Here is a 23261-nt window from a genome sequence, read left to right as displayed (position 1 = left end):
AAGCCGCCCTGAGCCGTTTCCCCTGACGCGTTTCAGCGTTTGCCGAGGATCTTCCCGAGCATCTCTGGCCGCGGCGCGCCTTGCTGGCTTTGCAACTGCCCCTTTTCATCCTGATAGAAGATCGCCGGGGTTGCGGCCAGGCCCAGTTCTTCCATCAGCGCCAGATTCGCCTCAAGTTTTTTCTGTACCGCCTCCGGCACCTTGTCCAGCGCCTTGAGCGAGCTGGCCTTGCCGGCCTTCTCGTGTTCCTGCAAGGCCTTGGCAGGGTCCTTGGCGGCGAGCAGCGCGGCGGACTTGCCCGGACTGTCCTCGCGGATGATGCCGACCATGATGTGGCGCAGTTGCACCTTGCCCGAGTCGACCCAGGGCCGCGCCTGCTGCCAGAACATGTTGCAGTAGGGGCAGTTGGGATCGCTGAACAGGTAGACGGTACGCGGCGCATCGACCTTGCCGTCCTGGATCCAGGCGGTCTTTTCCATCTTCGCCCAAACGGCCTTGCTCATCGGTGCGTACACCAGTTTTTCCAAGGGTTCGGCGCTGAGGTCCTTGCCTTGCTCGTCGAACAGGCTGCCCACCAGGACGTGCTTGCCGTCGGGGGTGAGGTACAGGGCAATGCCGTTGTTGTGGTACTCGGCGGCATAGCCGCGCAGCCCGTCGGGGGCGTCGAAGCTGCCCTTGATCACGGCACCCTTGGCTTGCAGTTGCTGGATCGCCTTGGGCAGTTCCTCTGCTTGCAGCGTGGGGGTGGCAAGCAGGGCGAGGGTCAGGGGCAGCAGTGCATTCAATCGCATGTCAGTTTCCTTGTGGGGCGGGCGCATCGGCGCGTTCGAAGGGTTCCAGGGCGTGGCGCAGGCTGGCGCGCGACAGTTCGCCCAGGTGGCTGCCGACCAGCCGCCCTTCGGCGTTGTAGAACAGGGTGGTGGGCAGGGCCATGGAGCCGACCTTGCGGGCCAGCTCGCCCGTGCCGTCGAACAGCACGTTGGAGAGGGTCAGGCCGGTGGTGGCCATGAAGGTGCTGACGTTCTCAGGGGTCTCCCCCTGGTTGACGAACAGGAAGGTCACATGGGGATAGTCGTCCTCGGCCTGTTGCAGCACCGGCATCTCGCGGCGGCAGGGTGGGCACCAGGTGGCCCAGATGTTGATCACCAGCGGGCGACCGCGGTAGCCATGCAGGGCCACCGCCTGGCCGCGGCTGTCGCGCAGGCTCATGTCGGGCAGCTCGGTGCCTTTGCTGTAGAGGTGGCTGGCCAGGCTGGCGAGCCCCCAGAACAGGGCGCCGCTGAACAGCGCCCAGCCCAGCGGACGGCGCAAACCTGGGCGGCGCCAGCCTTGCCACAGGGTACCGAGCACGATGCCCAGTAGCCCACCCCAGAGCAGGAAGCCGCCGTCACGGATATCGATGATTTGCAGCAGGTCATCGCGGTACATCGGCCAGTAGGCCAGGACGAACCCCAGGCGGGCGAACAGCAAGCCCAGCAGGAACAGGTTGAACAGTGCCGACTCCGGGTTTTCGCCGCCGCGCTTGGCGACTCGCCAGCCGACCAGGCTGGCGATGCCCAGTGCGGCAAGCAGCAGCAGGTGGTTGAGGGCCATGGTCAGCGGCCCGAGAGTGATGGTGAGCATCAGCCTTGGCTCCTGGTCTGGGCCCAGTGCTGGAGGAATCCGGCGGCGTCGATTTCACCGGTGATACGGCGGGCGCGGCGTTCCTCGCCCTCCGGGCCGACCCAGATCAGGCTGGGCGGGCCCGGCACCTGGTACCGTTGCAGCAGCTCGCGGCTGGCCGGGGAGTCGGCGGTTACATCCAGGCGCAGCAGGCGCACGTCGTCAAGGCTGGCCTGGACATCGGCACGGGCGAACACCTGCTTCTCCATGACTTTGCACGACACGCACCAGTCGGCGTAGTAGTCCACCAGTACCCATTGGCCACGGGCTTTGGCGGCATCGAGTTCCCGTTGCAGCTCGGCCGGTGCGCTGACGGTGACAAAGGCGTCGCGGCCGCTGGCGGGGGCCGTGGCCGTGCTCTTGCCGGCAAAAGGCTGCAAAGGCTGCCACACATCATTGCCACCGGCTGCGGCGCCCACCAGCAACAGGCCACCCCACAGTGCCCCCAAGAGGGGGATTGCACGCAAGGCGGGCAGGCGCTGCAAGGCAGGCCAGGCGGCCCAGCCCAGGGCGATCAACCAGGCGCCGGCCAGGGCCAGTACCAGCGTTTCCGCCAGCAGGCCGCGCACGGTGTACAGGGCCATGGCCAGGAACACGAAGCCGAACAAGCCCTTGACCAGGTTCATCCAGGCGCCTGGGCGCGGCAGGTAGCGATTGCCCAGGGTGACCAGCAGCAACAGCGGGACACCCATGCCCAGGCCGAGGGTGAACAGCACCAGTGCCCCTTGCAGCACGTCGCCGCTCTGGGCGATGAACAGCAGCGCGCCGGCCAGGGGCGCGGTCATGCAAGGGCCCAGCAGCAAGCCCGACAGGGCACCCAGCAGCGCCGCGCCATACAGGTTGCCACCACGGGTGCCTTGCCCGGCGCGGTCCAGGCGGTCACGCAGGGCGGCGGGCAGTTGCAGTTCGAAAGCGCCGAACATGGGCAGGGCGAGCAGCACGAACAAACCAGCCAGGCTGCCCAGCAGCCAGGGTTGTTGCAGCCAGGCTTGCAGGCTGGCGCCCAGCAGCGCGGCGATCACGCCGAGGGCGGCATAGACCAACGCCATGCTCAGCACATAGATGCCGGCCAGCCACCAGCCACGTCGGGCGCTGGCGCCATTGCCCAGGACCAGCCCGGCGAGGATCGGCAGCATTGGCAGCGAGCACGGGGTGAAGGCCAGCAGCAGGCCCAGGCCGAAGAAGGCCAGCAGGCTCCAGGCCAGGCTGTCCTGCTGCAGGGTGCCGGCCAGGGCCTGGTCGCTGGCCTGGTCGGCAGCCGGCGTTGCCGCAGCCGCCCCGCCCAGGGCGATCGGCGTGGTCTGCGGCGGATAGCATAGCCCTGCGTCCGCGCAGCCTTGCCAGCCCAGGCGCAGTTCCCCGCTGGCGCTGGCCGGCAGCAGCAGTTCGAGTTCGGTGCGGTAGACCGCGCTGTCGCCGAAGAACTCATCGTGATGGTTCTCGGCCTGGGGCAGGGGCGGGTGCTGCTTGGGGGGCAGGCCGTCGAACTTCAGGCGCTTCTGGTAGAGGTAGTAGCCGTCCTTGATCTGGAAATGCAGGCGCGTCTGGCCGTTTTCCAGGCGGTCGTGAGTCAGCACGAAGGCTTCGTTCACCGGCAGGAAGTCCGGTTTGACCGCGAACGGGTTGGCCTGTAGGGGGCCGGCGAGCAGGAATGTCAGGAAAAGCAGGAGAACACGCATGTCGACGCCTTGGCAGAACTTTGAAGGAGGCCATGCTGGCCTTGGGTTATTAACTGAAGGTTAAGCTGGTCCTAGGACCGTCGGTGGGGGCGTTGCAGCGCCTGATGCTATCAGCCCGACGAACGTCGCCAAACGGGTTCATAATCCCCCCTTAATGATGAACCTGTGCAATGCCATCTTCCCCACCCAGGAGCCCCCCCATGCACGTTCTGCTCTGCGAGGACGATGACCTGATCGCCAGCGGCATCTGCGCCGGTCTCTCGGCCCAAGGCCTGACCGTGGACCGGGTGGCCAGCGCCTCGCAGGCTCGGCAGATGCTGCAGACCGCGAAGTTCGACGTGATGATCCTCGATCTGGGCCTGCCCGACGAAGATGGCCTGAAGCTGTTGCGCCGCCTGCGCCAGCAGGGCGAGATCCTGCCGGTGCTGGTGCTCACCGCCCGTGACGCGGTCACCGACCGGGTCGATGGCCTGCAGGCCGGCGCCGACGATTACCTGCTCAAGCCCTTCGACCTGCGCGAACTCGCCGCCCGCTTGCACACCCTGCTGCGTCGAGTGGCCGGGCGGGCGGTGAACGTGATCGAGCATGGTCCGCTGCGCTACGACCCCAGCAGTTGCGAGGCGACCCTGGCTGGTCGGCCGCTGGACCTGTCGCGGCGCGAACAGGCGCTGCTCCAGGCGCTGCTGCAGAACCCGGGGCGCGTGCTTTCCAGCGAGCAGCTCAAGGATTGCGTCTATGGCTTCGGCGACGAAGTCGAGAGCAATGCGCTGAACGTGCATATCCACCACCTGCGGCGCAAGCTGGGCAACAGCATCGTCGAGACCGTGCGCGGCCTGGGTTACCGCCTGGGCCCGGCCCAGGCGCCGGAGGAGGCCGCATCATGAGCCTGCGGGTACGCCTGTCACTGATCCTCGGCAGCGTGTTCATCGTCATCTGGGCACTGGCGGCGGCGTGGATGCTGCGTGACTTGCGCCAGCAGATGATGTTTTCCCTCGACCAGCGGCTGGTGGCCTCGGCGCGCATGGTCGCGGGGCTGATCGACCAGTTGCCGCAGCCGCTGACCGCCAAGGGGCAGGACGCGCATTTCTCCGCCGACCAGTTCAGTGTGCCGGATGGCATGGCCTGCCAGGTCAGCTCGTTGCGTGGCGAGATCCTCGCCAGCAACCACAAGCACGATGGCGCCATGGACGACGAGCGCAGTGGGTTCCGTGACCAGACCATCGATGGCGCCTCATGGCGTACCTTTACCTACAACCATGGCGACGTGCGTATCACCACCGCCGACCGTCATCAGGAGCGCGAGGCGCTGAACCAGTCGATCCTGCTGGCGGCCTCGGCACCGGTGCTGATGGCCCTGCTGGGCAGCCTGGGGTTGTTGTGGATCGGCTTGGGCAAGGGCCTGGAACCGCTCAATCGCATGCGCGACGCCTTGCGCAGGCGCCGCGCCGACAGCGTCGAGCCGTTGCAGGTGGCCGGCCTGCCCAGCGAACTGCAACCGCTGCTCGACACCCAGAACCAGCTGTTCCTGCGCATCGCCCAGACCCTCGAACGCGAACGCCGCCTGACCGACGACGCCGCCCATGAACTGCGCAGCCCGTTGACCGCGATCAAGACCCACCTGCAGGTGGCGCGCATGACTGACGGCGCGGTGCGCGAACAGGCCCTGGAACACGCCGAGCAGGGTACCGACCGCATGCACCGCACGTTGGAGCAGTTGCTGATGCTGGCGCGGGTCGAGGGCAGCCTGTCGTTCGATGACGGTGTGCAGTGCAGCGCCGCCCAGGTTGCCCGGCAGGCCATCGAGGATGCCGGGGGCGGCGACAACCGCCGTATTCACCTGCATCTGCCCGAGGAGGCTGCCAGGGTCTACCTGGGCATGCCGGCGCCGCTGGCGGTGGCGGCACTGCGCAACCTGCTGGACAATGCCCTGCGCCATGGCGGTGATGCCGCCGTGGAGCTGGATGTGCAGGCGCAGGACGGCCAGGTGGATTTCCTCGTGCGCGATCATGGTCCAGGTATCGCGCCGGCAGATCTCGAACACCTGACCGAGCGTTTCTGGCGCAACGGCCAGAGCGGTGGCTGCGGCCTGGGGCTGGCGATCGTCCAGGCCATCGTCCAGCGCTGTTCTGGCAACCTGCGTTTCGACAGCCAGGCCGATGGCTTGCGGGTGTGCCTGCAGGTGCCGGCACGCTCGGGGAGTTGAGTTCATACCTATCGCGGGGCAAGCCCGCTCCCACGCAATTCGCATCCGCGCGACTGCTCTTGCCGGGCCAGTGCATGGCGTGGGAGCGGGCTTGCCCCGTGACAGAGGCCGCAGATCCTCAACAAATCCGACGGCAACCGCTAAATCCGCACCTCGCTGAAGCGTTTTTCAAGCGATAAGAACCCGACACACATCCGGTTACAGGGCGCGTGGCGGGCACATTCGCTTGCTTGCGAGGGATTTTCCGATGTCGACCGCTTCCAGCCTTGCCCAGGTGCTGCCGGCCACCGCGCCGCGCCCCCTGTACGAATTCGAGGATTCGCCCCTGCTGTTGCGCCAGCAACAGCAGGAGTCCAACGCCCGCAGCTACCCGCGACGCATCCCGCTGGCGCTCAAGCGCGCCCGAGGCCTGTACGTCGAGGACGTCGAGGGCCGTCAATTCATCGACTGCCTGGCCGGTGCCGGCACGCTGGCCCTGGGTCACAATCATCCGGTGGTGATCGACGCGATCCAGCGCGTGCTGGCTGACGAGCTGCCACTGCATACGCTGGACCTGACCACGCCGGTCAAGGACCAGTTCGTCCAGGACCTGTTCGGGCTGTTGCCCGAGGGCCTGCGCGGCGAAGCGAAGATTCAGTTCTGCGGCCCGACCGGCACCGATGCGGTGGAGGCCGCGCTCAAGCTGGTGCGTACCGTGACCGGGCGCAGCACCGTGCTGGCGTTCCAGGGCGCCTACCATGGCATGACCCAGGGCGCCCTGAGCCTGATGGGCAGCCTGGGGCCGAAAAAGCCCCTTGGCGCGCTGCTGAACAACGGCGTGCAGTTCCTGCCCTATCCCTATGACTACCGCTGCCCGTTCGGCCTGGGTGGCGAGGCGGGCGTGCGCGCCAACCTGCACTACCTGGAAAACCTGCTGAACGACCCCGAGGCCGGGGTGGCGCTGCCAGCGGCGGTGATCGTCGAGGTGGTGCAGGGCGAGGGCGGTGTGATCCCTGCCGATATCGAGTGGTTGCGCGGGCTGCGGCGGATCACCGAGCAGGCCGGGGTGGCGCTGATCGTCGACGAGATCCAGAGCGGCTTCGCCCGCACTGGCAAGATGTTCGCCTTCGAGCACGCGGGCATCGTGCCTGACGTGGTCACCCTGTCCAAGGCCATCGGCGGCAGCCTGCCGCTGGCGGTGATGGTCTACCGCGACTGGCTCGACCAGTGGTCGCCGGGTGCGCACGCCGGCACTTTCCGTGGCAATCAGATGGCGATGGCGGCGGGCTCCGCGGTGATGAAGTACCTGGTCGAGCACCGTCTGTGCGAGCACGCCGAGGCCATGGGCCAGCGCTTGCGTGGGCACCTGCAGCGGTTGCAGCAGGACTATCCGCAGCTCGGCGATATTCGTGGCCGTGGCTTGATGCTGGGCGTGGAGTTGGTGGATCCGGCGGGCAAGCGCGACGCGCAGGGGCATCCGCCGGCATGCCGCAGCCTGGCGCCGAAGGTGCAGCGCGAGTGCCTGCGCCGCGGCCTGATCCTCGAGCTGGGCGGTCGCCATGGTGCTGTGGTGCGCTTCCTGCCGCCGTTGATCATCAGTGCCGAGCAGATCGATGAAGTGGCGGCAAGATTTGCCGAAGCCGTCGCGGCGGCGGTCAAGGCCGGTTGATGTTCCGGGGCTGCGTTCAGCCCCTTCGTCCATTGCCGGCGATGGGGCGCAAGGCGCCCCTGCCTGTGCCTCAGTCGAACACGCGCCCGGCGCGCCAGTAACCCATCAGGGTCAGGCTTTCTCGTGGCAGCTCGCGCTCCTTGATCAGGTAGCGGCGGATGTCCATGACAGTCCCCGATTCCCCGGCGACCCAGGCATGGAAGTCGCCGTGTTCGCCGCAGGCCTGTTCCCATAGGATGCTTTCGTCGATATCCACGTCTTCCAGCTCGACCGTCGACGCGCCACGCGGCGCCGGCAGGCTGGCCAGCTCGCGCACGGCGTGCTGCATGCCTTGGCCGTGCTCACTGCGCAGCAGGTCGCGTGGCAGCCAGTGCAGGCGGGTGGCCGGGCTCTGGCGCAGGTCGAGACAGTCGGCTTCCAACGGCACTTCGATGAACGCTTCGACTGGCAGATCCGGCGCGGTCGCGGCCAGCTGTTCGAGGATGCCGGCAATCGCCGGCAGGGCGGTTTCGTCGCCGACCAGCAGAATGCGCCGGGCGCTGCGTGGCGGTTTCCATTCATAGCCGCCGGGGTCGTCGGCATATGCCAGGTTGGGGGCGACCATCTGCAGGCGGTCGCCGATGCGGGCATGGGTGGCCCAGGCCGAGGCGGGGCCATTGACGCCGTGCAGGACAAAGTCCACATCCACCTCCAGCGCCTCGCGGCGCAGGGCGCGGATGGTGTAGGTGCGCATGGATGGCATGTCTTGCGCCGGCAGTTCGCGCCGCGCCTGCTGCCATTGCGCGTGCTTGGGCAGGTTGGGTGGCGCGCCGGCTGGCGTCGGAAACAGCAACTTCACACGCTGGTCGGGGGCCAGGGTGGTCATCTGCGCGACGTCCTCGCCGGTGAAGACGAAGCGCGTCAGTGAGGGGCTCAGGGTTTCGATGGCCTTGAGATCGAGGTCGAAGAGCCGGTAGGGCGTGGCCTGGGCAGCAGGTGCCAGGCGGGCAAGCGGGGAGGTCATGGGCATGCCTCTGTCAGCGGGAGATACCCATCAGACGAGCGCACTGCGCGGTTAATTAGCCGGGTGAGCCGCGCCTAAATTTCCCTGGCCCGCCTACGTTCTAGCTTGGATAGCAGTCGCGGCACGCGAAGACGGATTGAGGCGCAATGACAATTTCCCGACGAGGATTCATCGCCGGCCTGGCTGTGGCAGGCGCCACAGGCACGGCGGCCTATTACGCGCACAAGCAACTGACCCATGACCCCGAGGACGACATCGTCACGCCTGGGGAAGCCAGCGTCGAGCTGGCCGACTACGCAGGCCAGATGCTCGCGGACCAACTGCGCGGCGTCTGGGAAATCCGCTTCGAGGGTGCCGAGCGCGGCCTGGATGGGCTGCCCCAGCAAGGTGTCGAGATGTTCCTCGACGTTGCCACAAAGGGGCGCGGCCTGCGCGGTTTCGTCGATACCGGCGAGCGCTTGCGTGGGGCTGGCGAGCCGGTCTACCGGGTGCTGGGCGACCTGGTCGGCGCCAGCAGCGCGCAGGTGCGCTGGCGGCTGGTCAACCAGCATGGCGGGCCGGGCTATGAGTGCGTGGCCAGCCTTGACGAAGTCTGGGCCGAGTTCGCCAATGCCGGCAGCGGCACGCTGACCGGGCGCGTGCAGCGTCTGGATCGGCCGCTGACGCTGCCGGTGCCCGACAGCCGTTTCGTCGCAGTCAAGCGATTGTTCCCCGAGGCCCGTGAGCGCCTGCCTTACACCCCCGAGATGCTGGCCTGGGTGGTCGGTGCCGAACACCGCTTGTTCCACCAGCTCTGGCATGCCACCCGTGACCAGTGGCACAAATTGCCGCGGAACAAGCAGGACGCCCTGCGTGGCCTGGGCTGGCAGCCCGGGCCCAGGGACCATGAGCGCGATGCCCGTGGCCCGCGCAAGCACCGCAATGGCTCGGGCATCGATTTCCTGTTCATGCACCGGCACATGCTGATGTATGCACGCACCTTGCAGGACCTGCCCTCGTGGCAGCGCTTCCCGCTGCCGCAGCCGAGCGTCGAGTTCGACCGCGCAGGCTTTGCCCGCTATTTCGACAACCACGACGGCTACTGCGTGCCGCCGACCTGGCAGGCGCCGGGCGACGAAGCCTATGGCCAGTGGGTTGGGGCGATCAAGGCCGGCGAAACCTACTGCAGCAACTTCCAGGTGTGGGAGTCGCAGTACCAGGACCCGTTGTACCTGTCGAAGCTGACCCTTGGGGCCTTCGGTTCGGAACTGGAGATGAACCTGCACGACTGGCTGCACATGTGCTGGGCGTCGGTGCCGCGTGATCCGAACAATGGCGCGCCGGTGCCGTTCGCCCGTGACCAGGCAGACTTTGCCGCGCGCTGGTTCGAGCCCGAAAACGATTTTCTCGGCGATCCGTTCTCGTCCCATGTCAATCCGGTGTTCTGGGGTTTCCATGGCTGGATCGACGACCGCATCGACGACTGGTTCCGTGCCCATGAGCGCTATCACCCCGGTCAGGTACGGCGCCTGGAGGTCAATGGCGTGCCCTGGTTCGCCCCGGGTCGCTGGGTCGAAGCCGGCGACCCGTGGCTGGGCCCGGACACCCATGGCTGCAGCACGCAGCCAGGCATGCGCCTGGGCAAGTCGGTGGAGATGGACGTCGAGACCATGAAGCTGGCCCTGCGTATCACGTTCGGTAACGAAGAAAAGCTCGATAGCCTGCTGCGCAAGGTGCCGCAACGCCCTTGGTACGCGCGCCACCTGTCACTGAAAAACATCGTGCCCTGATGCACCCTGTGCCCCTGCAAGCGCGGGCAAACCCGCGCCTGCAGGGACTTGTCGCGTGCCCTACAGCTTGACCGGCGTCTGCCAGCCCCCACCCAATGCCTTGTACAGCGCCACGCTGCCCTGCAACTGCTCAAGGCGCAGTTGCGCCTGCTGGTCCTGGGCCAGATACAGCGTGCGCTGGGTCTCCAGTACTGTCAGCAGGGTCTCGGCGCCGGCGGCGTAACGTTGCTGGGCCAGGTCGAAGGCGATGCGTGCCTGCTCCACCTCCTGGTCCTGCCAGCGGCGCTGGCGTTCAACACCGGCAATGGCGTTCAAGGCTTTCTCCACATCCGCGAAGCCCGCCAGGATGCTGCCGCGGTACAGCTCCAGCAATTCCTCCTGTTCGGCGCTGGCCTGGTCCCGTGCGGCGCTGAGTCGGCCGTTGTTGAAGATCGGCGCGGCGAGGCCGGCCGTCAGGGTGTAGTAGGGGCTGTCGAAGACATTGGGCAGGGTGCGCGCACCGCTGCCCAGGTTCGCGCCGAGTATCAGGCGAGGCAGCATGGCCGCCCGGGCCACCTGTATGTTGGCGCTGGCCGCCGCCAGGCGCGCCTCGGCGGCGGCGATGTCCGGCCGCCGGCCGAGCAGTTCGCTGGGCACGCCGCTGCCGATGCTGGGCCACTGTACGTTGCTGATCATTTCGCGATTGTCGGGCAGGGCCTGCACCGGGTCGCCCAGCAGGGTGGCGAGGACGATGCGGTTGTCCTGGCGACGCTGTTCGAGCAACGGTAGCTGGCGTTCCTGGGCAGCCACCAGGCTGCGCTGCTGGGCCAGTTCCAGGCGGGTGGCCGAGCCTGAACGTTCGCGGGCTTCGACCAGGCCCAGCACGTCGCGGGCATTGTCCAGGTTGAGCCGGGCGATGCGCAGTTGCTCGTCGAGTGCCAGGCCTTGCAGGTAGCTGTCGGCCACGGCGCTGACCAGGGTCAGCTCGACTGTCTGGCGATCGAAGCGGCTGGCATCCAGGCTGCGCAGCGCGCTGTCGCGGGTGGCGCGCAGGCCGCCCCAGAAATCGATCTCGTAGCTGGCGCTCAGGCGGGTGCCGAACGAGGTGCTGGTGCGCTCGCTGCTGCTGGCGTCGAGCTGGCTGTTGCCTTCACCGCGCAACAGGCGCTGCCGGCTGCCATCCAGGCCGAGCTGTACTTCTGGCAGTAATGGCGCCCCGGCGATCACTGCGATGGCCTGGGCCTTGCGCACCCGCGCCGCGGCTGCCGCCAGGTCGTGGCTGTTCGAGCGCGCGCGCTCGATCAACTGGTCCAGTTCCAGGCTGGCAAAGGCGCGCCACCACTGGTTGTCCGGCAGGGCCTGGTTGGCGCTGGTCGGCCCTTGCCAGGCCGGCGGGGCGTCGATGTTCGCCGCAGGCGGCGGTGGGGTGCTGCAGGCGGCCAGGCCAAGGCTCAGGGCCAGCAAGCTGATACGGCAGGGGATCGTCATGGGTTATTCGCTGGTAAGGGCCTTGACCGGGTCGAGGCGGGCGGCCTTGCGGGCCGGCATGAAACCGAACACCACGCCGGTGATCACGGCGCAGGCAAAGGCGCCGAGGATGGCGGGCAGGGCGAAGGCCACGGCGATGTCGGCCAGCAACAGGCTGCCGCCGATGGCCAGGGCCAGGACGATGCCGGTCACGCCGCCGACCATCGACAGCATCACCGCCTCGGTGAGGAACTGGCGCAGGATGTCGCGCTGGCGCGCGCCGGTGGCCATGCGGATGCCGATCTCGCGGGTGCGTTCGCGCACGGTCATGAGCATGATGTTCATCACGCCGATGCCACCCACCAGCAGGGAGATCGCGGCAATCGCACCGAGCATCAGCGACAGGCTGTTCTGCGTGCGGGCCTCGGCCTGGATCAACGCGGCGTCGTTGGTCAGGACGAAGTCATGCTTGCCCTGGTGACGCTGCAGCATCAGGCGCTCGATCGCCTGCTCGGTCTCCTTCACCCGGCTGGAGTCCAGGGCGGCGATGGTGACGTATTCCGGGTCGCGGCTGCCGAACAGGCGGATGGCGGCGGCGGAGTAGGGCACCACCACGCGCTCGTCGCTGTCCTCGCTGCCGGAGCTGGCGCCTTTGCCCTGGAGCACCCCTATCACCTGGAACGGCACGTTGCCGATCAGCAGGTACTGGCCGAGTGGATGGCTGCCCGGGCCGAACATCTTGTCACGCACCTTCTGCCCGATCACCGCCACGGCGGCGCCGTTGGCTTCGTCGGCTTCGCTGTAGAAGCTGCCCTCGACCACGGGCCAGTTGAAGATCTCGGGGAACCCGGTGTTGTTGCCGCCAACGTAGAACTGCTCGCCCTTGTTGCCGTGGCGCACCATTAGCTTGTCGCCGATTACCGGCATGACCCGTTTGACCTGGGGCAGTTCGCCGATGGCGTCGACATCGTCGAGGGTGACGATGCCCATCAGTTCCTCGGAGGAGTGCTTGCCGTTGAGGTAAAGGATGTTCGAGCCGAATGCGGCCATCTGCGCCATGACCTGGCGCTTGCTGCCTTCGCCGACCGCGAGCATGACCACCACCGAGGCGACCCCGATGATGATACCGAGGAGGGTCAGCGCGGTGCGGAAGCGGTTGATCCACATCACCCGCCAGGCAGCCTGCAGGGACTCGACCAGTTCGCCTTTCCAGGCGCCGCGCTGGGTGGCACCGCGGTCCAGGCGCTGGCGCAGGTCGTCGGCCTGCAATTGCCGGGGGATGTCGGCCGATGGCTGGCTGGGTGAGTCGCTGACCACTTCGCCGTCGCGCACTTCGATGATCCGCTGGGCGCGGGCCGCGACTTCACGGTCGTGGGTAATGAGGATGATCACATGGCCCTGGCTGGCCAGTTCGTCGAGCAGGGTCATCACCTCGGCGCCGCTGTGGCTGTCGAGGGCGCCGGTGGGCTCGTCGGCGAGGATGATGTGCCCGCCGTTCATCAGCGCCCGGGCGATCGACACCCGTTGCTGCTGGCCGCCGGACAACTGGTGCGGGCGGTTGCCGGTGCGGCTGGCCAGGCCCAGGCGCTCGAGCAGGGCGTGGGCGCGGGCATGGCGCTCGGCGGGCGGGGTGCCGGCATAGATGGCCGGCATCTCGACGTTCTCCTGGGCCGAGCCCGAAGGGATCAGGTGATAGCCCTGGAACACGAAGCCGAACGCTTCGCGACGCAGCCAGGCCAGCTCGTCGCTGTCCAGTTCGGCCACGTCCCGGCCTGCGAAGCGGTAGCTGCCCGAGGTGGGACGGTCGAGGCAGCCGAGGATGTTCATCAGGGTCGATTTACCGGAGCCCGAGGCGCCGACGATGGCGACGAACTCGCCGGGGTGGATGCTCAGGCTGATGCCGCGCAACACCTCGACCCTGGGCGAATCGACACCGCCGTAGACCTTGCGGATGTCGCACAGCTCGATCAGGGGCGTGGCCATCTCAACCCCCACTGGCGGCAGGCAGGCCGATGACCAGGCGCTCGCCTTCGTTCAGGCCTTCGAGAACCTGCACCCGCAGGCGGTCGCTCAAGCCGGTGCGTACCTGGCGTGCCTCGACCTGGCCCTTGCTGTTCAGCACCTGGGCCAGGCGCACGCCGTCGCCGGGGGTGTCATCCAGCGCAGCCAGGGGGACGCTGAGCACTTGGCTGGCTTGCCCGGCGACGAAGAACACCTGGGTGGTCATTTCTGCCATCAGGGCGCCGTCGGGGTTGTCCACGTCCAGCAGCACGGTGTACTGCACCACCTTGCTGCCTGTGGTGCCGGCGGTGGCGCTGGCCGGGCTGCCGCCGCCCTGGCTGGTCTGGTCCAGCGGCTTGGGCGGTACCGGCAGGATCTGGCGCACGGTGCTGGTCCAGCGGCGCTTGCCGCCGGCCAGGGTGTTGAAGTAGGCGGTCATGCCCGGCTTGACCTTGCCGATGTCGGCTTCGGACACCTGGGCCCAGACGGTCATCGGTGAGAGCTTGGCGATCCGCAGGATCAGCGGCGTCTGCTGCTGGGCATTGAGGGTCTGGCCTTCGCGGGCATCCACCGCCACCACGGTACCGCTCATGGGGGCGTAGATGCGCGTGTAGCCCAGTTCTGCCTCGTCACTGCGCAGGCTGGCCTGGGCCTGGCGGATCTGCGCCAGGTACATGTCGATGCGGGCCTGGGTCACCTTCAGTTGCGCCTGCGCCGTCTGCAGGTCTTCCTGGCGGGTGGCGCCGGCGGCGGCCAGGCCGTGCTGGCGCTGGTACTGCTGCTGGGCAAGCTGGTATTGCGCACGCTGTTCGGCCAGCTGGGCCTTGAGGTTCTCGATCGAGTAACGTCCGGCGTCGAGCTTGGCCTGTTGCGTGGACGGGTCGATCTCCACCAGCAACTGGCCCTGGCGCACTTCGTCACCGGCCTCCACATGCAACTTGCGAATCTGACCCGAGGCCTGGGCGCCGACGTCGACGTAACGGCGCGGTTGCAGGGTACCCAGTGCGGTAACGCTACTTTCGATGTCGGCGCGCAGCACCGGCACGGTGCTGACCGGTGCGCCGCCGAGCGGCAGGACCTGCCAGGCCACGAGGCTGCCGAGGCCGGCCAGGCCCAGGGCGCCGAACAGCACTCGGCGGCGGGTATTGGATGTGCGTGTCATGCGGGCTTCCAGCCGGGGGTAGTGGCCGAGTGCTGCGACGCGGCACGCGCTCGGGGGTCCCAGTTAAACGAATGTGATAGGTGGCGATTTAACGCAGGAAGGGGAGGGCTGTGTGTTGCTGCGAATAATTATAATTTGTAAGATCGCACACTGATATTATCCAGACCCGCTGCGCCTGCCTACCAGCGCTCGAGCAGGGAGACGACAGGTGCCGTCGTGGAACATTACTATCGCGAGTTGGTGAGCTTTCTGTCTGCCCGGCTTGGCAATCGCCAGGCGGCCGAAGACGTTGCCCATGATGCCTACATCCGCGTGCTGGAGCGCACGGGCGGCGAGCGTATCGAACACCCGCGCGCGTTTCTTTATCGCACGGCGATGAACCTGGTGGTCGATCATCACCGGCGTCACCAGGTGCGTCAGGCCGAGCCGCTCGAGGTGCTCGACAGCGATGAGCGTTGGCACAGCCCCGCGCCGACGCACAGCATGCAGCTCGACCAGCGTCTGGCGCTGATGCAGCAGGCCTTGGGCGAGTTGAGCGCGCCTTGCCGTGACAGTTTCCTGCTGCGCAAGCTCGAGGGCTTGTCACACCAGCAGATCGCCGAACGCCTGGATATTTCCCGCAGCGTGGTGGAAAAGCACATCGTCAACGCCATGAAGCACTGCCGCATGCGCATGCGCCAGTGGGAGTCCTGAGCGGGATGCCGGCGGATGTGAAAATTCCGTGAGCCGGTCACTTGATTTCTCCCGGGTTCACGACAACTATCAATAAAGACCCCCCGTCCAGGCGCGCTGCCTGACGTTGCCGTTCCCGGCGCAGTATGGTCACGGAGCCACTGTCATCACCTAACTGCCCAGGTCCGGACGATGCCTAACAAATCCATGCGCATCCTCATCGCCGACGAGCATCCCGCCCAGCGCCTGCAACTGGAGAGGATGCTCAATGGCCTGGGTTATTACCGGATCGCTCCGGTGGAGAATTTCGAAGACCTGCAGCGCCTGGTGCACAGTGCCTTGCAACCGTTCAACCTGCTGGTGGGCAACATCGAGCTGGCCAGCCATGCTGGGGTGGACCTGGCGCGCTTCTGCCGGGTCAGTTCGCAGATCCAGCATGCGCTGCTGTACCACTCGCCGCACCTGAAGGTGCCGGCGGTGCCGCCGAGTGACCGGCATGCTGTCAGCATCAGCCTGCCCCATGCGCCCGACAGCGAGGCGCTGGAGTCGTTCATGGCGATCATCGACCTGCCGGTGCTGGTCGGGCAGTTGCCCCTGCCACCGGGGCTGGCCGGGGCCTCGAACTATTCCCGGCGACGCACCAACCTCGCGCAGACAGTGTTCTGCCGCAACTCCTGAAGCACGGACGGCCACAGGCTCAAGGCTTTTGCTATTCTCTTGGCCTTTTGCCACGTTGCGGAAGCTGCCATGACTGCGCTCGATACCACCCGCCCGCCACGGTTCAGCCGTGGCGACCACCGGACCCTGGGGCTGGCCGCGCTGGGTGGTGCCCTGGAAATCTACGATTTCATCATCTTCGTGTTCTTTGCCCTGACGCTCAGCCAGCTGTTCTTCCCGCCCGAGATGCCGGAGTGGTTGCGCCTGCTGCAGAGCTTCGGGATCTTCGTCACCGGTTACCTGGCCAGGCCGCTGGGCGGCATCCTGATGGCCCATTTCGCCGATCACCTGGGGCGCAAGCGGGTGTTCAGCCTGAGCATCCTGATGATGGCGCTGCCGTGCCTGCTGATCGGGGTGATGCCGACCTACGCCGACATCGGCTACGCCGCGCCGCTGATCCTGCTGGCGCTGCGCATCCTGCAAGGGGCGGCGGTGGGCGGCGAGGTGCCCAGTGCCTGGACGTTCGTTGCCGAGCACGCGCCACCCGGGCGACGCGGGTATGCGCTGGGCTTCCTGCAGGCTGGGTTGACCTTTGGCTATCTGCTCGGGGCGCTGACCGCGACCTTGTTGGCGCAGGTGTTCACGCCCCAGGAAATTCTCGACTACGCCTGGCGCTATCCCTTCCTGCTGGGCGGAGTGTTCGGCGTGATCGGTGTCTGGTTGCGCCGCTGGTTGAGTGAAACGCCGGTATTCCTGGCGTTGCGCGAGCAGCGGGAGCAGCCTGTGGCATTCCCGTTGCGTAGAGTACTGAGCCGACACCGTCGGGCGTTGATTCCGGCGGCGTTGCTTACGTGCGTGCTGACCTCGGCGGTGGTGGTGCTGGTGGTGATCACCCCGACCGTGATGCAGCAGCGCTTTGCCATGACCGCCGGGCATACTTTTGCTCTGAGCAGTGTGGGCATCGTCTTCCTCAATATCGGGTGTGTGCTGGCCGGGCTGTTGGTCGACCGTATGGGGGCGTGGCGGGCATTGATGATCTACAGCCTGTTGCTGCCGCTGGGTATCGGCGCGCTGTACGCCAGCCTGGTGGGGCAGTGGGGCATGACCTGGCTGGCCTATGCCCTGGCCGGATTGTGCTGTGGCGTGGTGGGGGTAGTGCCATCGGTGATGGTCGGGCTGTTCCCGGCCGATATCCGCGTCTCGGGCATCTCCTTCACCTACAACGTCGCCTACGCCCTGTGGGCCAGTACCACGCCGCTGGCGCTGATCGCCCTGATGCCCTGGAGTCCGTGGGTGTGTGTCGGCTTTTGTCTGGTCATGGGCATGGTCGGGTTGCTGACGGCGCTCTATTTCGGGCGTCGTGAGCCGTTGGGCTTTGTTGCCGAGTCGGTGCCGCTCATGTGCGGTGACAAATGAGGTGGTAATGCCTTTTCCCGCTACGAGAACGGCAAGGCTCAACCATCGGTCGCGCTGATCAAGTTGTTTCAAGCGCCTTGACTGTCATCCGGAATTGTTCGAAGAAGTCAGGGCTGCCTGCTACGGCCTGGCAGTCAACAGTTCCTACAGGCAGGGGCGGGTTTTTGAGTGTCCGCAACTCTGCTCCCCTACAGCGCCTGCGAGGTTGTGCACGTAGTTTCGACTGATCGTTGACGGACCCTTCCGTTCATACAGTCAGGAGAAATGTACATGTCCAGTTTCAGCATCACCTGGATGACGCGGGCCCAACTGCCGGCGTTTCCGCCACAGATGAGCTTTTCGGCTGCGAACCCCGCCAGCACGAAACCGGATGATCAAGCCAGAACCCCCGTTGTTCACTGGGGCCGTAGCCTTGCCTGTGTCCTGGAGTCCCAGCACCTTCACGATCAGGCGTGGGTGGTGGTCTACGGTGACGGCAAGCAACTGACCGGCGTGCACCCGCTGCGTGACTTTCGCCACATCAGCCGTATCGAGTTGGCCGCCAACGGCCATGCCGTGTTGTTGACCGACAGTGCGCAGCGTCAGCAAACGGTCGAATTCACCCAGCTGAAGGCACTGGATGGCAGTGGTGGTGCCGGGGACCCCGTGAACGGCCTACCCAGCGGTATCCCGTTCATGCTCACCAATGGTCATGATTACCTGATGGCGGACGAGGAGGGCGTGTGCCTCGCCGTGAATCCAGACCCCAAGGCCATGCAATGGCTCTACAAGGACGGTCAACTGGTCAATGTCACCACCGGGCAGACCTTGGGGCTCGGGATCTGCGGCAAGGCGAGCGCAGCCTCGGGAGATCGCTGGCGGCTGTCGTCCAAGGGCGAGCTTCTCTATGGTGACGGCACCCGTACCTTGTGCAGTGCTCCGATTTCGGGTGAGGTCTGGCTGCAGCGACGAAGCGGGGCGCTGCCTGCCGAGGCCTGGCGGGTGCACTTGCCTCAGCGTCCGAGGCGGGGTCAGGTACCGAGCATGGTCATCGACAAGCTGAGCGTGTGCCTCGCTGTCTCTGCCGACTACAGTGCCGGAACCGGCGATACGCTTTCGTTTTCGATCAATGGCAGCGAGCACCGACAGCCATTGGCCGGCAACTTCGAGCGGGGGGCGCACTTCCAGGTCGAGGTCGACCTGTCCAAGATGTTCCAGCGCAGCGTGATCTATGCCGATGAGTTGCATTCGGTCGAGATCTACCAGACCAGTGCCGGGGGGTACGGTCCGGCCTGGAAGATGCAGTCGCTGGACCTCAAGGTCAATGACCAGCTGAACAACCGTGTGGTAGGGAGCGACAACCGCTGGATCGAGGCCAGGGGCGGCGTGGCATGGCAAGGCCGGGTGAACTGGCTGGACTGGCGCAAGGCCGATATCTCGGCGCCCCTGGACTTTGCTGGTTACACCTACCCGGTGCAATTGCAGCAATGGCTGATCGATGTGCTGAAATGGCGCAGCTATCAGCCTGAAACCCTTGAGGGCGTCTGTCAGCTAATTGGCGAGGAGCGGGGTCAGATACTGGCCTATGAGCTGAAGAGCGGCAGATTGACCTATCTGCGCCCCAATACTGCCCAGGATGCCTACACTTGGGTCTACACCCCGCAAAAAAGCATCCTGGTCAAACTCTGGGACCAGTCCCTGGACCGTACGCGCTATACCCGGCACAGCCAGCTTGGCGGTGGCCAGCCGGTGGTGTGCGCCGGAGAAATGCGCATCGACCGCAAGACCACCAGCAATGCGGTGAGCGACATTCTTGGTCTGGTCAACGATGCCTCCGGACACTACAAGCCCGATGGCGGACAGTGCCTGCGGCATGTCCTGGAGCGGCTCGAACAACTGGGGTTGGACACCACGCACACCGTGGTTTCGTACAAGGGATAGCGGCCATGAAAAAGCCCCCGGGCCTCTCGGTCAGGGGGCTTTTGCTTGCCGCCAGGGCAGGGCTTACATATTCGGGTAGTTCGGCCCGCCGGCGCCTTCAGGGGTGACCCAGGTGATGTTCTGGGCCGGGTCCTTGATGTCGCAGGTCTTGCAGTGCACGCAGTTCTGCGCGTTGATCTGGAAGCGCTTGTTGCCGTCTTCCTGGGTGACCACTTCGTACACGCCGGCCGGGCAGTAGCGCTGCGCCGGTTCGTCGTACAACGGCAGGTTACTGGCGATCGGGATGTTCGGGTCGGTCAGCTTCAGGTGGCAGGGTTGTTCCTCTTCGTGGTTGGTGCTGGAGAGAAACACCGAGCTGAGCTTGTCGAAGCTGAGCTTGCCGTCCGGCTTGGGGTAGTCGATTTTTTTCGAGTCGGCCGCGAGCTTGAGGCAGGCATAGTCCGGCTTGGTGTCGTGCAGGGTGAAGGGCAGCTTGCCGCCGAACCAGTTCTGGTCGACATAGTTGAACGCTGCGCCCAGCAGTGGCCCGAACTTGTGCATGGCCGGGCCGAAGTTGCGGCTGGCGAACAGCTCTTCATGCAGCCAGCTGGCCTTGAAGGCGCTGACGTAGCTGTTGAGCTGGTCACCGCCTTCACTGCCGGCGATCAGTGCGTCGGCCACCGCTTCGGCGGCGAGCATGCCGGACTTCATCGCAGTGTGGCTGCCCTTGATCTTGGCCACGTTCATGGTGCCCAGGTCGCAACCGATCAGCGCGCCGCCGTTGAAGACCATCTTGGGCAGCGAGTTGATGCCGCCCTTGGCCAGGGCGCGAGCGCCGTAGCTGATGCGCTTGCCGCCTTCGAGGTACTGGCTGATCACCGGGTGGTGCTTCAGGCGCTGGAACTCGTCGAACGGCGAGAGGTAAGGGTTGGCGTAGGAGAGGTCGACAATCAGGCCAACGACCACCTGGTTGTTCTCCAGGTGGTAGAGGAACGAGCCGCCGGTGTTGTCCTTGGCCATCACGTCCAGCGGCCAGCCGGCGGTGTGCACCACCAGGCCCTGCTCGTGCTTGGCCGGGTCGATTTCCCAGATCTCTTTCAGGCCGATGCCGTAGTGCTGGACGTCGGACTCGTTGTCCAGGTCGAAGCGCTTGATCAACTGCTTGCCGATATGGCCACGGCAGCCTTCGGCGAACAGGGTGTACTTGGCACGCAGTTCCATGCCGGGGGTGTACAGGCCGTCTTTCGGGTTGCCTTCGCGGTCCACGCCCAGGTCGCCGGTAACGATGCCGCGCACCACGCCGTTTTCGTCGAACAGCGCTTCCTGGGCGGCAAAGCCTGGGTAGATCTCCACGCCAAGGTTTTCCGCCTGCTGGGCCAGCCAGCGGCACAGGTTGCCCAGCGAGATGATGTAGTTGCCCTGGTTGTGCATGGTCTTGGGCACGAACAGGTCAGGCACTTTCGTCGAGCTTCCGGCATCCTTGAGCACATAGATGTCGTCGCGCTTCACTTCGGTGTTCAGCGGTGCGCCCAGTTCTTTCCAGTCGGGGAACAGTTCGTTCAGTGCGCGCGGCTCGAATACGGCGCCGGAGAGGATGTGGGCGCCGACTTCGGAGCCTTTCTCGACCACGCAGACGCTGATCTCGCTACCGGCTTCGGCGGCCTTCTGCTTCAGGCGGCAGGCGGCGGACAGGCCCGCCGGGCCTGCGCCGACGATGACCACGTCGAATTCCATGTATTCGCGTTCCACAGGTTCTCTCCTACTCAAGGCTCATCGCGTTGCTTGTCTTTTATGGGTGTTCACGGTCACGTGCGGCGTGCAGAGGCTGTAGCTTCGCAGGTGATGGACTACACCGTTTTGTCTTGGCCGCGCATTATATCTACACCACTTGGCGGGTCCAATACAAACGTTTGTTTGAATTTGCCGGAGGCCCGTAGAATCGCAGGTAGGCGGCTGGAGGCTGGCCAATTTGCCGTATTGACCGGATTGGGTGTTACGGTCAAGATACGAGCGCTTTCGCGTTCGCCGTAGGCTGACCGTCGGGCGCAGGTGCACCCCTAAAGACCAGGCGTGGAGCAGGGTTTACGGGCCGAATCAGGTTTTGTAGTGGAGTCTACACGCCACGACAGAAAATGACCCGCAGGTTTTGTCCCTGAAGGTCGCAACAAGACTGATCGGTCAACTGAACTTTGCCGGCGCAGAAACGTTTTTAGAGGTGCCCTTGTACCCACGCGCATTCGCCGGGCAGTCCCCAGGCGATCTTCTTTTCACCGGAGAGTAACGAGGAATCCATGAAGGTTCTTGTAGCTGTCAAACGAGTGGTCGACTACAACGTCAAGGTTCGCGTCAAGGCGGACAACTCCGGCGTCGACCTTGCAAACGTCAAGATGTCCATGAACCCCTTCTGCGAAATCGCCGTGGAAGAAGCCGTCCGCCTGAAAGAGAAGGGCGTGGCGAGCGAAATCGTCGTCGTCTCCATCGGCCCGACCGCCGCCCAGGAGCAACTGCGTACCGCCCTGGCCCTGGGCGCCGACCGCGCCATCCTGGTCGAGGCCGCCGATGAACTGAACTCCCTGGCCGTGGCCAAGGCGCTGAAAGCCGTTGTCGACAAGGAGCAGCCGCAGCTGGTCATCCTCGGCAAGCAGGCCATCGACAGCGACAACAACCAGACCGGCCAGATGCTGGCCGCGCTGACCGGTTACGCCCAGGGCACTTTTGCCTCCAAGGTCGAAGTTGCTGGCGACAAGGTCAACGTCACCCGTGAAATCGACGGTGGCCTGCAGACCGTTGCGCTGAACCTGCCAGCCATCGTCACCACCGACCTGCGCCTGAACGAGCCGCGCTACGCGTCGCTGCCAAACATCATGAAGGCCAAGAAGAAGCCGCTGGAGACTGTCACTCCGGACGCCCTGGGCGTATCCCTCGCCTCCACCACCAAGACCCTCAAGGTCGAAGCGCCTGCCGCCCGCAGCGCGGGTATCAAGGTCAAGTCGGTGGCCGAACTGGTCGAGAAGCTGAAGAACGAAGCGAAGGTAATCTAAATGACTATCCTGGTTGTCGCTGAACACGAAAACGGTGCCGTAGCCCCGGCCACCCTGAACACTGTCGCCGCCGCCGCCAAGCTCGGTGGTGATATCCACGTGCTGGTCGCAGGCCAGAACGTCGGTGGCGTCGCCGAGTCCGCCGCCAAGATCGCCGGCGTCGCCAAGGTGCTGGTCGCGGACAACGCGGCCTACGCCCACGCCCTGCCGGAAAACGTCGCGCCGCTGGTAGTCGAGCTGGCCAAGGGTTACAGCCATGTGCTGGCCCCGGCCACCACCAACGGCAAGAACATCCTGCCACGCGTCGCCGCGCTGCTGGACGTCGACCAGATCTCCGAGATCATCTCGGTGGAATCGGCCGATACCTTCAAGCGCCCGATCTACGCCGGTAACGCCATCGCCACCGTGCAGTCGAGCGCTGCCGTGAAGGTCATCACCGTGCGCACCACCGGTTTCGACGCCGTGGCCGCCGAGGGTGGCTCGGCTGCCGTCGAAGCCGTGGCTGCCGCCCACGACGCTGGCAAGTCGGCCTTCGTCGGCGAAGAGCTGGCCAAGTCCGACCGTCCAGAGCTGACCGCTGCCAAGATAGTCGTCTCCGGCGGCCGTGGCATGGGCAACGGTGACAACTTCAAGCACCTGTACGCCCTGGCCGACAAGCTCGGTGCTGCCGTGGGGGCCTCGCGCGCCGCAGTCGACGCCGGCTTCGTGCCGAACGACATGCAGGTCGGCCAGACCGGCAAGATCGTCGCGCCACAGCTGTACATCGCCGTCGGTATCTCCGGCGCGATCCAGCACCTGGCCGGCATGAAGGACTCCAAGGTGATCGTCGCGATCAACAAGGACGAAGAGGCGCCGATCTTCCAGGTGGCCGACTACGGCCTGGTAGCCGACCTGTTCGAAGCGGTTCCAGAGCTGGAAAAGCTGGTCTGATCCGACTGCTTCACTTATAAAGAACCCGGACCGCCCTTGGCGGTCCGGGTTTTTTCATGATTTTTTTCAGGGG

At 65.7% G+C, this 23261-nt stretch carries 18 protein-coding genes and 1 pseudogene; 11 read left to right on the top strand and 8 right to left on the bottom strand.

Going from position 1 to position 23261, the window contains the following annotated elements; all coding sequences use genetic code 11:
* Window positions 1-32: 32 nt before the first annotated feature.
* Genes dsbG through dsbD form a run of 3 tightly spaced genes read right to left on the bottom strand, consistent with a single transcriptional unit; the run spans window position 33 to window position 3341 of the window.
* Entirely contained in the window at window positions 33-791 is a 759-nt protein-coding gene (gene dsbG, locus LOY42_RS17870; protein WP_102684968.1) for a thiol:disulfide interchange protein DsbG, read from the bottom strand.
* A 1-nt stretch (window position 792) separates the two neighbouring features.
* The gene (locus LOY42_RS17865) at window positions 793-1623 is read right to left on the bottom strand and encodes a TlpA disulfide reductase family protein (protein ID WP_102684969.1); all 831 of its coding nucleotides are present in this window, start codon (window positions 1621-1623) and stop codon (window positions 793-795) included.
* Entirely contained in the window at window positions 1623-3341 is a 1719-nt protein-coding gene (dsbD, locus tag LOY42_RS17860; RefSeq protein WP_139672481.1) for a protein-disulfide reductase DsbD, read from the bottom strand. Before dsbD ends, LOY42_RS17865 begins: the two co-directional genes overlap by 1 nt.
* A gap of 200 nt (window positions 3342-3541) precedes the next feature.
* Here dsbD and LOY42_RS17855 point away from each other — a divergent pair, with 200 nt between their 5' ends.
* From LOY42_RS17855 to LOY42_RS17845, 3 genes are all read left to right on the top strand, one after another.
* Window positions 3542-4225 (top strand): response regulator transcription factor, encoded by a 684-nt coding sequence (locus tag LOY42_RS17855; RefSeq protein ID WP_102683106.1) that lies wholly within the window; start codon window positions 3542-3544, stop codon window positions 4223-4225.
* Complete coding sequence (locus LOY42_RS17850; RefSeq protein ID WP_139672478.1) at window positions 4222-5544, top strand: ATP-binding protein; 1323 nt, start codon at window positions 4222-4224, stop codon at window positions 5542-5544. The genes LOY42_RS17855 and LOY42_RS17850 overlap by 4 nt, the downstream gene beginning before the upstream one ends.
* Before the next feature lie 247 nt (window positions 5545-5791).
* The gene (locus tag LOY42_RS17845) at window positions 5792-7192 is read left to right on the top strand and encodes an aspartate aminotransferase family protein (protein ID WP_102683108.1); all 1401 of its coding nucleotides are present in this window, start codon (window positions 5792-5794) and stop codon (window positions 7190-7192) included.
* A gap of 70 nt (window positions 7193-7262) precedes the next feature.
* Here LOY42_RS17845 and LOY42_RS17840 read toward each other — a convergent pair whose 3' ends face one another.
* The gene (locus tag LOY42_RS17840; RefSeq protein ID WP_139672476.1) at window positions 7263-8195 is read right to left on the bottom strand and encodes a siderophore-interacting protein; all 933 of its coding nucleotides are present in this window, start codon (window positions 8193-8195) and stop codon (window positions 7263-7265) included.
* A gap of 146 nt (window positions 8196-8341) precedes the next feature.
* On the opposite strand from LOY42_RS17840, the gene LOY42_RS17835 reads away from it, so the two are divergent.
* Window positions 8342-9964: a twin-arginine translocation signal domain-containing protein gene (locus LOY42_RS17835; protein ID WP_102683110.1), complete on the top strand. Its 1623-nt coding sequence runs from the start codon at window positions 8342-8344 to the stop codon at window positions 9962-9964.
* A 60-nt stretch (window positions 9965-10024) separates the two neighbouring features.
* Here LOY42_RS17835 and LOY42_RS17830 read toward each other — a convergent pair whose 3' ends face one another.
* Genes LOY42_RS17830 through LOY42_RS17820 form a run of 3 tightly spaced genes read right to left on the bottom strand, consistent with a single transcriptional unit; the run spans window position 10025 to window position 14573 of the window.
* Window positions 10025-11431: an efflux transporter outer membrane subunit gene (locus LOY42_RS17830; protein WP_139672473.1), complete on the bottom strand. Its 1407-nt coding sequence runs from the start codon at window positions 11429-11431 to the stop codon at window positions 10025-10027.
* 3 nt (window positions 11432-11434) lie between these two features.
* Window positions 11435-13393 carry a MacB family efflux pump subunit gene (locus LOY42_RS17825; RefSeq protein WP_258598647.1) on the bottom strand — a complete coding sequence of 653 codons (1959 nt, stop codon included), beginning with the start codon at window positions 13391-13393 and terminating at the stop codon, window positions 11435-11437.
* Between the two features lies 1 nt (window position 13394).
* Window positions 13395-14573, bottom strand: a complete 1179-nt coding sequence (locus LOY42_RS17820) for an efflux RND transporter periplasmic adaptor subunit (protein WP_102683113.1) — start codon at window positions 14571-14573, stop codon at window positions 13395-13397.
* A gap of 216 nt (window positions 14574-14789) precedes the next feature.
* On the opposite strand from LOY42_RS17820, the gene LOY42_RS17815 reads away from it, so the two are divergent.
* The 5 genes and pseudogenes from LOY42_RS17815 (at window position 14790) to LOY42_RS17800 (ending at window position 19238) form a co-directional block, all read left to right on the top strand.
* A complete protein-coding gene (locus LOY42_RS17815) occupies window positions 14790-15266 on the top strand; it encodes a sigma-70 family RNA polymerase sigma factor (RefSeq protein WP_408981063.1) in 477 nt (158 codons plus the stop codon).
* A 171-nt stretch (window positions 15267-15437) separates the two neighbouring features.
* A complete protein-coding gene (locus LOY42_RS17810; protein WP_102683115.1) occupies window positions 15438-15923 on the top strand; it encodes a histidine kinase in 486 nt (161 codons plus the stop codon).
* Between the two features lie 69 nt (window positions 15924-15992).
* The gene (locus LOY42_RS17805; RefSeq protein WP_258598645.1) at window positions 15993-17318 is read left to right on the top strand and encodes an MFS transporter; all 1326 of its coding nucleotides are present in this window, start codon (window positions 15993-15995) and stop codon (window positions 17316-17318) included.
* A 33-nt stretch (window positions 17319-17351) separates the two neighbouring features.
* Window positions 17352-17399: pseudogene (locus tag LOY42_RS26475) on the top strand (hypothetical protein); the annotation flags it as partial.
* 189 nt (window positions 17400-17588) lie between these two features.
* Window positions 17589-19238 (top strand): hypothetical protein, encoded by a 1650-nt coding sequence (locus tag LOY42_RS17800; protein WP_258598643.1) that lies wholly within the window; start codon window positions 17589-17591, stop codon window positions 19236-19238.
* A gap of 63 nt (window positions 19239-19301) precedes the next feature.
* On the opposite strand, the gene LOY42_RS17795 is transcribed toward LOY42_RS17800, so the two are convergent.
* Window positions 19302-20966 carry an electron transfer flavoprotein-ubiquinone oxidoreductase gene (locus LOY42_RS17795; protein WP_139672461.1) on the bottom strand — a complete coding sequence of 555 codons (1665 nt, stop codon included), beginning with the start codon at window positions 20964-20966 and terminating at the stop codon, window positions 19302-19304.
* Between the two features lie 542 nt (window positions 20967-21508).
* Here LOY42_RS17795 and LOY42_RS17790 point away from each other — a divergent pair.
* Entirely contained in the window at window positions 21509-22258 is a 750-nt protein-coding gene (locus tag LOY42_RS17790) for an electron transfer flavoprotein subunit beta/FixA family protein (protein ID WP_102683119.1), read from the top strand.
* Window positions 22259-23188: an electron transfer flavoprotein subunit alpha/FixB family protein gene (locus LOY42_RS17785; protein ID WP_139672459.1), complete on the top strand. Its 930-nt coding sequence runs from the start codon at window positions 22259-22261 to the stop codon at window positions 23186-23188.
* The last annotated feature ends 73 nt before the right edge of the window (window positions 23189-23261 follow it).

It is taken from the genome of Pseudomonas sp. B21-023 (assembly GCF_024749165.1).
Lineage (GTDB): Bacteria > Pseudomonadota > Gammaproteobacteria > Pseudomonadales > Pseudomonadaceae > Aquipseudomonas.
Note: the sequence above shows the minus strand (reverse complement) of the source record. Positions and strands in the feature narration are given on the sequence as shown.

Coding starts and splice junctions, on each gene's coding strand:
- LOY42_RS17850 (WP_139672478.1), top strand. CDS start 4,222: ATGAGCCTGCGGGTACGCCTGTCACTGATCCTCGGCAGCGTGTTCATC.
- dsbD (WP_139672481.1), bottom strand. CDS start 3,341: ATGCGTGTTCTCCTGCTTTTCCTGACATTCCTGCTCGCCGGCCCCCTA.
- LOY42_RS17805 (WP_258598645.1), top strand. CDS start 15,993: ATGACTGCGCTCGATACCACCCGCCCGCCACGGTTCAGCCGTGGCGAC.
- LOY42_RS17835 (WP_102683110.1), top strand. CDS start 8,342: ATGACAATTTCCCGACGAGGATTCATCGCCGGCCTGGCTGTGGCAGGC.
- LOY42_RS17855 (WP_102683106.1), top strand. CDS start 3,542: ATGCACGTTCTGCTCTGCGAGGACGATGACCTGATCGCCAGCGGCATC.
- LOY42_RS17825 (WP_258598647.1), bottom strand. CDS start 13,393: ATGGCCACGCCCCTGATCGAGCTGTGCGACATCCGCAAGGTCTACGGC.
- LOY42_RS17840 (WP_139672476.1), bottom strand. CDS start 8,195: ATGACCTCCCCGCTTGCCCGCCTGGCACCTGCTGCCCAGGCCACGCCC.
- LOY42_RS17830 (WP_139672473.1), bottom strand. CDS start 11,431: ATGACGATCCCCTGCCGTATCAGCTTGCTGGCCCTGAGCCTTGGCCTG.
- LOY42_RS17790 (WP_102683119.1), top strand. CDS start 21,509: ATGAAGGTTCTTGTAGCTGTCAAACGAGTGGTCGACTACAACGTCAAG.
- LOY42_RS17820 (WP_102683113.1), bottom strand. CDS start 14,573: ATGACACGCACATCCAATACCCGCCGCCGAGTGCTGTTCGGCGCCCTG.
- LOY42_RS17810 (WP_102683115.1), top strand. CDS start 15,438: ATGCCTAACAAATCCATGCGCATCCTCATCGCCGACGAGCATCCCGCC.
- LOY42_RS17800 (WP_258598643.1), top strand. CDS start 17,589: ATGTCCAGTTTCAGCATCACCTGGATGACGCGGGCCCAACTGCCGGCG.
- LOY42_RS17865 (WP_102684969.1), bottom strand. CDS start 1,623: ATGCTCACCATCACTCTCGGGCCGCTGACCATGGCCCTCAACCACCTG.
- dsbG (WP_102684968.1), bottom strand. CDS start 791: ATGCGATTGAATGCACTGCTGCCCCTGACCCTCGCCCTGCTTGCCACC.
- LOY42_RS17785 (WP_139672459.1), top strand. CDS start 22,259: ATGACTATCCTGGTTGTCGCTGAACACGAAAACGGTGCCGTAGCCCCG.
- LOY42_RS17845 (WP_102683108.1), top strand. CDS start 5,792: ATGTCGACCGCTTCCAGCCTTGCCCAGGTGCTGCCGGCCACCGCGCCG.